Annotated in this window: 13 protein-coding genes; 10 read left to right on the top strand and 3 right to left on the bottom strand. The window is 61.1% G+C overall.

Annotation, left to right across the window (positions count from 1 at the left end; genetic code table 11):
- Positions 1-238: 238 nt before the first annotated feature.
- The 5 genes from ASTEX_RS14435 (at position 239) to ASTEX_RS14455 (ending at position 3,895) form a co-directional block, all read left to right on the top strand.
- Positions 239-820: a winged helix-turn-helix transcriptional regulator gene (locus ASTEX_RS14435; protein ID WP_013480366.1), complete on the top strand. Its 582-nt coding sequence runs from the start codon at positions 239-241 to the stop codon at positions 818-820.
- Positions 821-1,879 (top strand): hypothetical protein, encoded by a 1,059-nt coding sequence (locus ASTEX_RS14440; protein WP_041659388.1) that lies wholly within the window; start codon positions 821-823, stop codon positions 1,877-1,879.
- Positions 1,858-2,583 carry an ABC transporter ATP-binding protein gene (locus tag ASTEX_RS14445; protein ID WP_013480368.1) on the top strand — a complete coding sequence of 242 codons (726 nt, stop codon included), beginning with the start codon at positions 1,858-1,860 and terminating at the stop codon, positions 2,581-2,583. Before ASTEX_RS14440 ends, ASTEX_RS14445 begins: the two co-directional genes overlap by 22 nt.
- A 124-nt stretch (positions 2,584-2,707) precedes the next feature.
- On the top strand, positions 2,708-3,319 hold the full coding sequence (locus tag ASTEX_RS14450) for a superoxide dismutase (RefSeq protein ID WP_013480369.1): 612 nt from the start codon (positions 2,708-2,710) through the stop codon (positions 3,317-3,319).
- Between the two features lie 72 nt (positions 3,320-3,391).
- On the top strand, positions 3,392-3,895 hold the full coding sequence (locus tag ASTEX_RS14455; RefSeq protein WP_013480370.1) for a CinA family protein: 504 nt from the start codon (positions 3,392-3,394) through the stop codon (positions 3,893-3,895).
- On the opposite strand, the gene ASTEX_RS14460 is transcribed toward ASTEX_RS14455, so the two are convergent.
- Together ASTEX_RS14460 and lipA are read right to left on the bottom strand one after the other, a co-directional pair.
- Positions 3,892-4,347 (bottom strand): type II toxin-antitoxin system RatA family toxin, encoded by a 456-nt coding sequence (locus ASTEX_RS14460; RefSeq protein ID WP_013480371.1) that lies wholly within the window; start codon positions 4,345-4,347, stop codon positions 3,892-3,894. The genes ASTEX_RS14455 and ASTEX_RS14460 overlap by 4 nt on opposite strands.
- A 3-nt stretch (positions 4,348-4,350) precedes the next feature.
- Positions 4,351-5,328, bottom strand: coding sequence for a lipoyl synthase (gene lipA / locus ASTEX_RS14465; protein ID WP_013480372.1), 978 nt, complete (start codon positions 5,326-5,328; stop codon positions 4,351-4,353).
- A 137-nt stretch (positions 5,329-5,465) separates the two neighbouring features.
- On the opposite strand from lipA, the gene ASTEX_RS14470 reads away from it, so the two are divergent.
- From ASTEX_RS14470 to ASTEX_RS14490, 5 genes are all read left to right on the top strand, one after another.
- Positions 5,466-6,392 carry an alpha/beta hydrolase gene (locus ASTEX_RS14470; protein ID WP_013480373.1) on the top strand — a complete coding sequence of 309 codons (927 nt, stop codon included), beginning with the start codon at positions 5,466-5,468 and terminating at the stop codon, positions 6,390-6,392.
- Between the two features lie 137 nt (positions 6,393-6,529).
- Positions 6,530-8,086: an AMP-binding protein gene (locus ASTEX_RS14475; protein ID WP_013480374.1), complete on the top strand. Its 1,557-nt coding sequence runs from the start codon at positions 6,530-6,532 to the stop codon at positions 8,084-8,086.
- A 32-nt stretch (positions 8,087-8,118) separates the two neighbouring features.
- On the top strand, positions 8,119-8,532 hold the full coding sequence (locus ASTEX_RS14480) for a hypothetical protein (RefSeq protein ID WP_013480375.1): 414 nt from the start codon (positions 8,119-8,121) through the stop codon (positions 8,530-8,532).
- A 63-nt stretch (positions 8,533-8,595) separates the two neighbouring features.
- The gene (locus ASTEX_RS14485) at positions 8,596-10,671 is read left to right on the top strand and encodes a TonB-dependent receptor family protein (protein WP_013480376.1); all 2,076 of its coding nucleotides are present in this window, start codon (positions 8,596-8,598) and stop codon (positions 10,669-10,671) included.
- Between the two features lies 1 nt (position 10,672).
- Complete coding sequence (locus tag ASTEX_RS14490) at positions 10,673-12,004, top strand: PepSY-associated TM helix domain-containing protein (RefSeq protein ID WP_013480377.1); 1,332 nt, start codon at positions 10,673-10,675, stop codon at positions 12,002-12,004.
- 210 nt (positions 12,005-12,214) lie between these two features.
- Here ASTEX_RS14490 and lpdA read toward each other — a convergent pair whose 3' ends face one another.
- Positions 12,215-13,615, bottom strand: coding sequence for a dihydrolipoyl dehydrogenase (gene lpdA, locus ASTEX_RS14495; protein ID WP_013480379.1), 1,401 nt, complete (start codon positions 13,613-13,615; stop codon positions 12,215-12,217).

A 13,615-nucleotide genomic window follows, 5' to 3' on the forward strand; every position in this document is an offset into this window, starting at 1 on the left:
CTTCAGGACGCTGATAATCTGTGCCATCTGTGTAATCTGTGGCTTCTCTTTAAACCTCGCCCCCACCCAAATCGTCTATGCCATCTGTGGAAATGCTTTATATACAAAGTCTTAATAAATAATTGCATTTTGCAACTCACAGACATAAATTTCAAAACGCAATTCAATAAATAATTCACTTGTTATCTGCTATTCATTTTGGCATCCGATTTCAGAACGTCATCGAAAGCCCGCTGCCATGGTCAAAACGGCTCAAGCTCCAGTCAAACCCGCCGCGACCTTCGGCCGTCGCCAGGCCCCCAAGCCCGCGCCTAAGGCGGTCAAAGAAACGGCCAAAGACGCCGCGCGCGGCACACGGTCCAAATGCCCGATCAATCTGCTGCTGGAGGCGGTGGGGGACTCGTGGTCACTGCTGATCATCCGCGACCTGATGTTCAAAGGCCGTTCGACCTACAAGGCCTTCCTCAATGCCGAGGAAAAGATCGCCACCAATATTCTGGCCGACCGCCTGTCGAAGCTGGAAAGCGCCGGGCTGATCTCCAAGGCCACCGACCCGGACGATGCACGCAAATACATCTATCGCCTGACCGAAAAAGGCGCCGACCTCGCCCCTGTTCTGGTCGAGATGATGCTGTGGTCGAACAAGTACCATATCACCGACACGCCCAAGGATTTTCTGGCCAGCCTGCAAAAGAACAAGACGGCCTTCACCACACGCATTGTACGCGACGTAGCGACGGCCTCGCCGGCGAAGCCCGTCACACCCACGCCCAAAATCGAGCCGAAAGAGGAAACCCTCAACCTTTTCGACGGCTTCTGAGTGCAACCGGGCTTTCAGATATTGCTCAGACTGGATCAGGAACGCCTGCTCAGCCGCTGGCGTGTCTGGCGGCGGCGTCCCTTGGATATGGCGTTCGCCTTGCTGAGCGGGTTGCTGTTCGGACTGTTTCAGGCCCTCAGCGCGCAGGCCCACGACAATCGTCCCATCTGGGCCTGTAGCGCCGCCCTGCTCTTTTTCGCTGCGCGGCAGCTTTTCCCCTCAGCGCGGTCGGCCTATGCGCAAAACCTGCTCAGAGGTCCGTTCTTCGCCCTGATCAGTGATCCGCAGGTGCGACGGCTGTGGTTTGCCGTTCGCACAGCCGTCCTCTGTCTGCCCATAGGGCTGACGCTTCTGGTATTTCAGGCGGTGCTGGCCCCGCGCGATCTGGGGCTTTGGAGTCTGGGGGCGGTGTTGGGGCTGGGGGCCGGGATGTTATCGGCCATGATACCGCCGCTGTTTACAACAGGGGTGGCAAATGGCGCAGACCGCCTGCCATTTGCGGCCCTGGCCCCGCTGTGGTGCCGACTGCGCCATAAACGACTGTGGCTGCCCTGCGGACTTCTGATCATCGGGATACCGCTGGCGACGCATCTGGCGCTCTCCAACAACCCGGAACCCCAGACAGGCCTCGGTCTGTTCGGCCTTGGCTCTGCGCTTCTGGCCCTTCTGCTCTGTCCGGTTTCCAGCAAACTGACGCAGTTTATGCGCTGGCAACCGGCGTCACTGGTCCGCACCCTCACGCAAACCGCCCTTGCCCCCTTCGCCCTGTGGCTGGGCCTCTGCTTCCTCAGTCTGCTGATCAGCGGCGCGCCGCTGAAAGAGGGGCTGCTGATCCTCCTGGCGCTGGGGGTTGCGACCGGGCTGCTTATCCTGTGGACGTTTCTGACCCGATTCAGCCATAAGCCCGCGACGGCGGATTGGGTATTGGGGATTGATCTGGCGGTGACGGCCCTGCTGGCCTTGCTGGCCCTGCCGGCGGCTTTGTTGTGGCTGGTTGTGCGTCTGATCCTCTTGATGCGGCGTGTAAGGAGAGAGAGATGGCGACCCAGCCTGCTCTGAGATGCGAAGACCTGTGCGTCGATATCGCCGGAAAGCGTATCGTGAAATCGGTATCCCTCTCCCTAACGCCCGGACATTGGTACGGCATTTTGGGGGTCAACGGCTCCGGCAAGACCACCCTGCTCAACAGCCTTAGCGGGCGGTTGCCCGTGGCGCAGGGCCGTCTCTGGCTGGGGAACGAAGATGTCACCGCCACGCCGCAGCGTCGCGCGGCCCTGTGGGGCTATGCGCCCTCCCCCGACAGCCTGCCACCCGAACTGACGCCGCAGGTGCTGCTGGCGCTGGTCGCCGAAAGCCGTCAGGCCCAGGTCCCGGACGACCCGGCCCTGCTCGAAGCGCTCGATTACAACGCCTTGCGCCACAAGATGATCGGCACCCTGTCGGCGGGTCAGAAGCAGAAGATCGCGCTGATGTGCGCCTTTGTGGGCGAGCCTGCGCGGATCATTCTGGATGAGCCCTTCAACTGGCTCGACCCGCTGGCCATCTACGCCCTCAAGAACTGCCTGAGCCAGCGCGCCCGCGAAGGCGCCCTGATCCTGACCGCATTGCACGATGTCAGCAGCTTCATGACCCGCTGCGATGCCGGTGTGCTGCTGGCCGATGGCGAAATAAAGCGAGGCTTTTCAAGCGATGACCTGAGGGAAGGACGCAAGGATATCGCGGCGTTCGAACACACGCTGTACGCCAGCCTGCGTCCGGCTTAACCCCTGAAATTATAAGGCTAATTTTGAGAATTATTCTCACCGAAATTTGCCTTGAAAAGCGATTCCCGCCCCCATATATCGACTCTGGTTCTTTTCTACTCATTTCAAACCTGCCGAGGATGTCATGGCCTTCGAACTTCCCGCTCTGCCCTATCCGACCGACGCGCTTGAGCCGCACATGTCGGCCAATACCTTCAGCTTCCACCACGCCAAGCACCACAAGGCTTATGTGGACAATCTGAACAAGCTGATCGACGGAACCGAGTTCGCGGACAAGTCGCTGGTCGAAATCGTTAAAGCCTCGGAAGGCACGAACCCCGGCGTGTTCAACAACGCCGCTCAGGTGTGGAACCACACCTTCTTCTGGCATTCGATGAAGCCGAACGGCGGCGGTCAGCCGACGGGCGCCATCGCCGACAAGATCAATGCCGATTTCGGCTCGTTCGACGCCTTTGTCGAAGCCTTCAAGACCGCCGGCGCGACGCAGTTCGGTTCGGGCTGGGCGTGGCTGGTTCTGGGTCAGGATGGCAAGCTGAAGGTCGTGAAGACCGGCAATGCCGAAACCCCGTTCACCAAGGGCGACAAGCCGATCCTGACGCTCGACGTGTGGGAACATGCCTACTATCTCGACTATCAGAACCTGCGTCCGAAGTTTATTGAAACCTATCTCACCTCGCTGGTGAACTGGGACTTCGCCAACAGCAATCTGGACGCACCGCTGCATCCGGGCGTGTAATTTCAGCCTTATTGGCTAGATTACGGGGTGTGGGGTCTGTGACCCCACGCCTTTTCTTTTGGGAGCTTCTCTATGGACGCCTCTGATCTGGCGACGGACATCCTCGCCCTGGCCCGCGCGCAGGGCCGCACGCTGGCGACGGCCGAAAGCTGCACCGGCGGGCTGATCGCCGCGGCCCTGACGCGTATTTCGGGGGCATCGGACGTGTTCCACGAAGGCTATGTCACCTATTCCAACGCCGCCAAGACAAAGCTTCTGGGCGTTCCGGAGGGGGTTCTGGCCGAACACGGCGCGGTCAGCCTGCCCGTAGCGCACGCCATGGCCGAAGGGGCGCTGACCTCTGCCGGGGCCGATCTGGCTCTCAGCGTGACGGGGATCGCCGGGCCGACCGGCGGTTCCGCTGAAAAGCCCGTCGGCATGGTCTGTTTTGGACTGGCCTTCCGCCTGCCTGATGGCGAGGTCCGATCCCAGGCCAATGTGCATGTGTTTGACAATCTGGGCCGCGACTATATCCGCGAACAGTCGGTCATGTACGCCCTGCAGTGGGCGCTGGAGCATCTGAAAGCCGAGGCTTAAACCTTGTTACCGTAAAGCTGTTTGGCCCGGGCCTCGAACACGCTCATCAGGCGACTGACGGCGAGATTGAGATTGGCCTTCAGCATGGCATTGAGGATGGGATTTTTGAAATCCATATCCATGTCGAAATCGACGCGCGTGCCGCCATCAATTTCGGTAAAATGCCAGTGACCGTTCAGCTTACGCAACGGCCCGCGCAGCAGGCCCATATGCAGACTGAGGTCATCGGCGCGGCGCGTGACGCGCGTCGAAAAGCGCTCAGACAGCATCTTATAGCCCACCGACACATCGGCATCGAACATGTGCACCCCTTCTGAGGGGGAGGAGGCATTGTAGGCGCGCAGAGAGGTAATCCACGGAATAAACTCCGGATACCGCTTCACATCGCTGACCATGTCCCACAGGTCCGACGCCGCATAGGGCAGGACGCGCTCAAGGTGAAACTGCGCCACGTCTCAGGCCCGCTTGCCCGCCAGTTGTGCGTCGCGCGCCGCGCGCAGACGCTCGAAATCTTCGCCCGCATGGTGCGATGAGCGCGTGAGCGGCGAAGACGACACCATCAGGAAGCCCTTGGCGCGCGCGATCGACTCATAGGCCTTGAATTCGTCAGGCGTAACGAAGCGGTCGATGGCGGCGTGCTTGCGCGTCGGCTGAAGATACTGGCCGATGGTGATGAAATCGACGCCGGCGGAGCGCATATCGTCCATCACCTGCATCACCTCTTCCTTGGTTTCCCCAAGGCCGACCATAATCCCGGACTTGGTGAACTGCGAAGGGTCGCGCTCCTTGACGCGCTCCAGCAGGCGAAGCGAATGGTAATAACGCGCGCCGGGACGGATTTTCAGGTAGTTGCGCGGGACGGTTTCGAGATTGTGGTTGAAGACGTCCGGCTTGGCATCAATAACCACTTCCGCCGCCCCGTCCTTACGCAGGAAGTCCGGCGTCAGGATTTCGACGGTGGTCTTCGGCGATTGCAGGCGAATCTGACGGATCACCTCGGCGAAGTGTTCCGCCCCACCGTCGGCCAGATCGTCACGGTCCACCGAGGTGATGACGACATGCGACAGGCCCATCTTGGCCACGGTCATGCCGACCCGGTTCGGTTCATCGGCATCAAGCGGCTGCGGCAGGCCGGTCTTGACGTTACAGAAGGCGCAGGCCCGCGTACAGGTGTCGCCCATAATCATGAGGGTGGCGTGGTTCTTGGTCCAGCACTCACCGATATTAGGGCAGGCAGCCTCTTCGCACACGGTCACCAGCTTGGCGTCACGCACGGTCTGGCGCGTTGCATTATAGCCTTCGGAGCCCGGCGCCTTAACACGCAGCCAGTCCGGCTTCTTCAGAATCGGGGTGTCCGGACGATTCTGCTTTTCAGGATGGCGCAGGTCAGGCTTGGAAACCGAGGCATCGAGCCGGTTGATCAGGTTAACCATGGGGACACTTTAATAAGGAAACAGTCCGTCCCTAATTGGGCTTTTTGCCCGGCATTATCAAGCCAAAAGGCCTTGTCCTTTATAACATAGGGTAACAAGGGATGGCCGCGCGGCGGAATCTGGCCTAAGCTGGGACTATGTTCACTGTCCGTCCGCTGTCGCCTTCCCTGTCCCGCCGCCGCTTACTGGTCGGTTCGGCAGCCGGCATAGGCGCTACATTGGCGGGCTGCGCGCGCAACGAAGGCCCGGACCAGACGGGTGTGGCCTTTACCGACTCGCAAATCCCGCCCGGCCTGTCGCCCGACGCCTATCCGCCCGCCGGGTTCGTATGGAGCGGTTTCAAATTCGGCACCCTGCCCGAAGCGCGTTACGGCGTTGCCGCCCCGCCGCTCAATCCGCGGGGTCACCTGCTGATCCTGGCCGATGCGCGCTACCCGGCCGAAGTCTATTTCGGACTGGCGCAGCAGGCGGTGGCGGACAAGCTGAGCGTATGGATTTTCGAAGCACCGGGTCAGGGCGGATCAGGTAAGTATCTTTCGCAAAATCAGGATATTGCCCTGCCTGACTTCAGACATCCGATTAAGGCCGCCGAAGGCTTTGTGACCGAGGTCATTCGCCCTTCACCCACCAAGCCCCTTTATCTGTTTGGGCACGGGTCAGGGGTCCTGACGGCGCTGGCCATGGATGCGCGCAACTGGCCGCTGCGCGGTGTGCTGGCCTATGCGCCGTGGGACGCGTCGCAATCGGCCTCCCCCACCGAATGGCACCGCGAAGACGAACCGGCCGATGCCTGGGGCAAGGTGACGCATCGCTGGCGCATGGCCAATCCCGATCTGCGTCGCGTGCACCTGAGTGAGGGTTGGATCAAGCAGATGGGCGAAGCGCGCCGGGCGCTTGGCGGCTTCCGGCTGGAACTGGGCCGCACCTCCGCCCCTGTGATTCTGGCTGGGACAGGTGATCTTAAGGGGCTGTGTGGCGGACGCACCCCGTGCGAGGTGAAACCCGTTGCCCGCGAAGAAGAACTAGGCCCCGTTTTTAAGGCCTTTCTGAGCCTTGATGCCTGACATAACGACCACCTCTCAATTATTTGAACAATGTTCAATTGACTTGTGACGCAGAGGCTCATAGGGTGTAATCAGAATTGATCGGCAGCCGCAGCGTAATGACGGCCTTTCAAGCCGATCAAAGGGAGTGATCGCGCATGGTGCGCCCTTTTGATGTCGAAGCCGAAACGAAATCCCTGTTCGACGCGCTTCTCGACGCCGCGGAAACACATGGCAAGTCCAAGGTCATCATCGAGGATCAGGACCGCCAGCCCTCAGATTATAATGAATTTATCCTGCGCACCTTCGTGCTGGCGCGCCTGTTCGACAAGGCGCTGAAGAAAGAAACGCGCATCGGCCTGATGCTGCCGACCTCGATGGGCGGGGCTCTGAGCTTCTTTGCCCTGCACGCCCACGGGCGCACGCCGGTGATGATCAATTTCACCGCCGGTCCGGCCAATATCAAGACGGGCTGCCTGACCGCCAGGGTCAAGACGGTGATCACCTCGAAGCGCTTCGTGCAACAGGCCAAGCTGGAGGACCTCGTTGAGGCCATGGGGCATTTCGTCCGCATCCTCTATCTCGAAGACCTGCGCAAATCGCTGTCTCTGCCCGACAAACTCTACGGTCTGGCGGCCTCCAAACTGCCGCGTCGTTTTGCCCACAAGGCCAAGCCCTCGGACATCGGCGTCATCCTGTTCACCTCAGGCAGCTTCGGTACACCGCGCGGCGTGGTGCTCACTCAGGCCAATCTGGTGCTCAACTGCGCTCAGATTGCTGCCCATATTGAGTTGAAGCCGGAATGGGTGTGCTTCAACCCCATGCCGATCTTCCATTCGCTGGGCCTGACCGGCGGCCTGATCCTGCCGCTGTTGCAGGGGATGCGCAGTTTTCAATACCCGTCGCCGCTGCACGTCAAGCAGATCCCCGGCCTGCTCAAGGAAACCAAGGCCTCGCTGCTGTTTTCGACCGATACCTTCCTCAACCAGTACGCCCGTCAGGCGCAACCGGACGATTTCTCGACGCTCGCCTTTGTGGTCTGCGGCGCCGAGAAGGTGCGCGACGAAACGCATAAGCTGTTCAGCGAACAATACGGCCTGACCGTTATCGAAGGTTATGGTGTCACCGAAACCTCGCCGGTTCTGGCGGTCAATCTGCCGACCGACAATCACTACGGCACGGTGGGCCGCGCCCTGCCAGGTATGCAGTTGCGCCTTGAGGTGGTCGAAGGCATCCCCGAAGGTGGACGCCTGCACGTCAAGGGCCCGAACGTCATGGCGGGCTATATCAATCTCGAAACGCCTGACGTTATCGAAGCCCCTAAGGATGGCTGGCACGACACCGGGGATATCGTCTCGATCGATCGCCATGGCTGCATCCGCATCCTTGGCCGCGCCAAGCGCTTCGCCAAAATCGCCGGCGAGATGGTCTCGCTGACCGCCGTTGAGCGACTGGCCGAGGAGGTGTGGCCGGACCATCGCCACGCCGTCGTGTCGCTGGCTGACGACAAGAAGGGCGAGCGTCTGGTGCTGCTGACCGATCATGCGGCGGCGGACCTGTCCACCCTGTCCGATCAGGCGAAGGAGAAGGGCGTTCCGGCACTGGCCATCCCCAAAAAGCTGGTCAAGGTCGAGTCGATTCCGGTCCTCGGTTCGGGCAAGACGGACTATGTGACGCTGCAAAAGCTGGCCGAGGTCGTGGCCAACGCCGCTTGACAGTCGCGACACGTCAGGGTTAAGGCGGAAACATGGCCATAGCCCGCACCCTGTCTCACGGCACAAAGGCCAGAAGCGAAACCCGCTTCTGGACGCTGATCGCTGTGGTCATGGGCCTGCTGGTTCAGGTGCTTTTTCCGCCGCACCTCCTGGCGGCTTCGCGCGACGGGTCTGGTTTTGTCTTGTGTAACAGCGCAGTGCCGGTGGTCGATACGACCCTCAGCCAAGCCGTCGCCAAGGATAAGGCGGAAAAAGCCACCCAAGGCCTCAAATGCGCCGATTGCGTGCTGGCGGGCCTGACCGGCCTTCCGCAGCCCGATCTCACCGTCGTCCCTGTCGTCTATACGCAAAGCCTTGCGCCGCTGACGCCTGCGTCGGATGTGGCGCAACCTAAGGCCCGTGCCCCCCCGCGCCCGCATTCCTGCGGCCCCCCTCACCTCGTCTGATCGCTTTTTCGCTCAGCGTGCGTCACGCGCGCTGATATGTCGTGCTTTCAGACAGGTTACTTCATGAAAACCCGTATATTCGCGCTGTGCCTCAGCGCTTCCGGCCTCGCCCTGTGCGCCGCCCTGCCCGCTTTTGCCGCCCCTCTCGCATCCGAAGCGGATGACATTCCCACCGTCATCGTCACCGGCCGTCTCAATCCCGAAGACCCATCCGCCGTGCGCGACACCCGCGCCAAATTGTCGCGGACACCGGGTGCCGTGTCGGTCGTCGCCTCCGAAACCTACAGCAACAGCTATGCGGTCGGGATGTATGACACGCTGAAAAACGTCTCTGGCGTGTTTGCGCAAAAGAAGTTCGGCGAAGACAGTCGCTTCTCTATCCGCGGCTCCGGTATCGGCAATTCGGCCCACAACCGGGGTTCATGGCTGTCCATCGACGGTGTGCCGGTCAATCAGGCCGACGGCTCCGGCGATTATCAGGAGATCGACCCGCTGTCGGCGCGCTATATCGAAGTCTATAAGGGCGGCAATGCCCCGCGCTTTGGCGGCGCGCAACTGGGCGGGGCGGTCAACTACGTCACGACCAGCGGGCGCAATGCCGGTTACCGCACGCTGGTGCGGCTGGAAGGCGGCAGCTTCGGCACCACCCGCGGGCAGGTCGCCTATGCCGATGTGATCGGCGATTACGACCTCTATGTCTCGGCCAGCACCGTCCATGCCGACGGCTGGCGCGACAATTCCGAACAGAATGGCAAGCGTGTGACGCTGAATGTCGGGCGGCGCTTCGGCGAAGGCCGCTCGCTGCGCTTCATTTTTCAGGGCAATGACCTCGATCAGCGTATCGCCGGGGCGTTGACTCTGCCACAGGCCCTGACAACGCCCAAGGTGACGACCGCCGCCAACTATCCGCTGCTGCGCTATGGCCGCAACGTCACATCCGCGCGCAGCACCGTGCAGGGCGACTGGCAGATCAACGACAACTGGCGCGTCGAAGGCGGCGTCTATGCGGCGTGGAAACACCTCATCCACCCCATTTCCATCTATATTGACCAGCAATATCAGAACTATGGTGCCTTTGCCCGCCTCGATGGTCAGGGCACAGTGGGCAGCAAGCGCTACGACGTCTTTGCCGGGGTCAATTACCGAAGCGGCAATATCGACGCGCACACCTTCGCCAACAGCAACGGCTTGCCCGGCACGATGTCCGGTAACGCGGTGCAGAACGCCCAGAGCTGGGACGTGTTCGCCGAGGGGCGCCTGTTCGTGACAGACCAACTGGCCCTGATCGCCGGCGGCTCCTACGGCTGGACGCGGCGCGACTACACCAACTATCTCAATACGGCCAACAATGCCGACAAGGATTTCGACTGGTTCGCGCCGCGCGTTGGGCTTCTGTGGCAAAACGCCAGCGGTCAGCAGGTCTTCGCCAATATTACCAAGTCGGTCGAAGCCCCGACATACGGCGCTCTGGTGCAGACACCCCTGCCGCAGTTTACCAGCGTGCGGCCGCAGGAGGCTGTGACCGCCGAAATCGGTACGCGCGGCCGCTCGCAACACCTGACCTGGGATGTGGCGCTGTATCGGGCCGAAATCGACGGTGAGATGCTTAACTTTATCGTATCGCCTGACATTCCTGCCGCTACGTTCAACGCCCAAAACACAATCCATCAGGGGCTTGAAGCCGCGCTCGACTGGCGCATCGGCACAATCGGTAACTGGACCGTCATGGCGCGTCAGACCTATACCTGGTCGGATTTCAAGTTCGATAATGACAAGACCTATGGCAATGCCCGCCTGCCCATCATCCCTGAGCATTACTACCGCGGCGAACTGGCCTTCAGCTCAAAGAACGGCTGGCGCATCGCGCCATCGGTGGAATGGACGCCGTCGGATGTGTGGGTCGATTACGCCAATACACAGAAGTCACCGGGCTTCACCGTGTGGAACCTGTCGGCCTCCAAAAAGGTCAATGACGGGCTGGAAGTCTTCGTCGAAGGCCGCAATCTGGACGACACGCGCTATGTGTCGAGCGTTACGGCGGTAACCGACTTCACCAGAGTCGCGGCCAGTTCGCGCTCGGCCTTCTGGCCCGGCGAAGGTCGCGCCGTGTTCATCGGCTTCAAGCTGACGGGGCAGTAACATGAGCAAGGCGGCGAACGACACGGTTCGCCGCCAGATTATCGACTACCGGATGATCTGGCGTTGGCACTTCTATGCGGGGCTGGTGTGCATCCCCTTCATCGTGATCCTGTCCCTGACAGGGCCCATCTATCTGTTCAAGCCCCAGATCGAGGCGGCCATCGACCGCCGCTATGATCAGGTGGGCCGGGCGGGGCGGGTTCAGCCCCTGTCTGTGCAGGTTGAAGGGGCGCAAGCGGCCTTTCCGCATGCGCAGTTTCAGTCGGTCGAGGTTCGACCGGACGTCACCGACGCGGCGCGCGTTACGCTGAGCGAAAACGGCGAACGGCTGCGCGTCTATGTGCACCCGGAAACCCTGACCATACTGAAATCCGTGCCCGAAGAGGCGCGGTTTATGAACATCGTCAAAACCATCCATGGCGAGCTGTTTGCCGGGCTGTTCGGCACCCTGCTGGTTGAAACGGCGGCGTGCTGGGCCATAGTGATGATCCTCACCGGCCTCCATCTGTGGTGGCCGCGGGGCACAAAGGGGCTGGCCGGAGTCCTGTGGCCACGCCTTGAGGGTAAGCTGTTCTGGCGCGACCTGCACGCGGTGACGGGTATCTGGGTATCGTTTTTCGCGCTCTGTCTGCTGCTGACCGGCCTGCCATGGACGACCGTCTGGGGGGCCGGGTTCAAGGTTGTGCGTCAGGCGGTGATCGCTCAGTCGTCCAAACCCGACTGGTCCACCAACCGCGCGGCGGACAAGGCCAGCGAGCACGAAGGCCACGGCCATGGGGGGGCGCAAAGCGGGGGCGCGGTCGATCTGACGCTTCTGGACCATATGGCCGCTGAGTTACGCGCAGCCGACCTGCCGCCGCCGGTCGTGCTGATGGCACCGGCCAAGGGCAAGCCGTGGCAAGGTGTCTCCCAGACCCAGAACCGACCCAAGGGCGTGACCGTCACCTTCGACCACATGGGCGATGTGGCGCAGATCAAGACCTTTGGTGACAAGCCGCTGATCGACCGTGTGTTTAGCGTGGGCATTGCCCTGCACGAGGGGCAGTTGTTCGGCGCGCTCAATCAGGCGCTGGGTGTGCTGACGGCGGCAGGGCTTTTGGCGCTGTGCGTTTCGGCGGTGATGATGTGGTGGCGACGGCGACCGGACAAGGTGACACTGGGCGCACCCGCGCGGCTGCCGGACGAACGGCTGGGCACGGGTCTGGGCCTGCTGATACTGGGCCTCGCCCTGCTCCTGCCGATGATGGGGCTTTGCCTGATCGTCGTGGCCCTGATCGAGCGATTGGTGCTGAGGCGCATCGTTCCCGTTCGCGATTGGCTGGGCCTGATGTAATTGAATTTTCGAGTGAATTCAGATAGAAAAATAAATTGCAAATTGCAATTTATATTCCAATTTTGAATTGAAAGTGTTTTTCGCGCTCTCTTCCCAAAACAAAAGCCGCTGCGTTTTGCGCAGCGGCTTTTGTATAAGAAAACCACGGATGAACACGGATAACTGTGTCGCCGCCGCAGGCGGCATCCGTGCCACATCCGTGGTTATGTCTTATAAATTGATCATACGACCGTCGGCGTCCAGAGAGGCCTCCAAAATCGCTTCCGACATGGTCGGGTGCGGGAAGACGGTCCCTTGCAGGTCTTCTTCCGTCGCTTCCATGGTGATGGCCAGACAGAAGCCCTGCACCATTTCCGTGACATTGGCCCCGATCAGGTGGGCCCCCAAAAGCGCGCCGGTCTTCTTGTCGAAGATGACCTTGACGAAACCGCCCGGCTCACCGGCAGCAATCGCCTTACCGTTAGCCTTGAAGGGGAAGCGGCCGATCTTGACATCCAGACCCTTTTCCTTCGCGCCCTGCTCGGTGATCCCGACCGAGGCGACTTCCGGCGTGGCGTAGGTGCAGCCCGGAATCGGCGGATTAAGGTTGGACAGCTTCTTGCCGGCCATATAGTCGGCGGCGTGAACGGCTTCGTGAGACGCCTTGTGCGCCAGCCAGGGCGGCCCGGCGCAGTCGCCGATGGCGTAGAGGCCCTTCACATTGGTCTTGCCGTGGCTGTCGTTCTTGATGTGCCCGCGGTCCATCTCGACGCCCAGCTTTTCCAGCCCAAGGTTTTCGGTATTGGCGACGATGCCGACGGCCACGATGCAGCCTTCGGCCTCCAGCGTTTCGGCCTTACCGCCGACTTCGACCGACACCTTTACGCCCGCACCCGTCTTTTCAACCTTGGTGACCTTGGCCCCCAGACGGAACTTGAAGCCACGCTTTTCAAAGGCTTTCTGGGCCTCAGCCGAGACTTCTTTGTCCTCGACCGGCAGGATGCGATCCATGGCCTCGACCACGGTGACATCGGCGCCCAGCGAGCGATAGAAGGAGGCGAACTCGATGCCGATAGCCCCCGAACCGATCACCACCAGCGACTTCGGCATAGCCTTAGGCGTCAGGGCGTTGCGATAGGTCCAGATACGCTCGCCGTCTGAAACCGCGCCGATGGCCGGGATTTCGCGGGCACGCGCCCCGACAGCCAGCATGACGTTCTTGGCTTCGACAACCTGTTCCCCGCCCTTGTTCAGCTTGACACGCACCTTAGGCGCGTCCTTGCCGGGCTCCAGCGTGGCGAAACCTTCGATCACGTCGATCTTGTTCTTCTTCATCAGATAGCCGACGCCGCCATTAAGCTGCTTGGCGACGGCGCGCGAGCGGGCGATGACCTTTTCGAAGTCGAAACCCGGCTTTTCACCGGTCAGACCGTAATCACCGAGGTGATTGATCTTGTCGAACACCTCGGCCGACTTGAGCAGGGCCTTGGTCGGGATACAGCCCCAGTTGAGGCAGATGCCGCCCAGCAGTTCACGCTCGACGATGGCGACCTTCAGGCCGTTCTGAGAGGCACGGATCGCCCCTTCGTAACCGCCCGGACCGGAGCCGATAACAACCAGATCATAAGACAT

This window comes from Asticcacaulis excentricus CB 48, from assembly GCF_000175215.2.
GTDB classification, from domain to species: domain Bacteria; phylum Pseudomonadota; class Alphaproteobacteria; order Caulobacterales; family Caulobacteraceae; genus Asticcacaulis; species Asticcacaulis excentricus.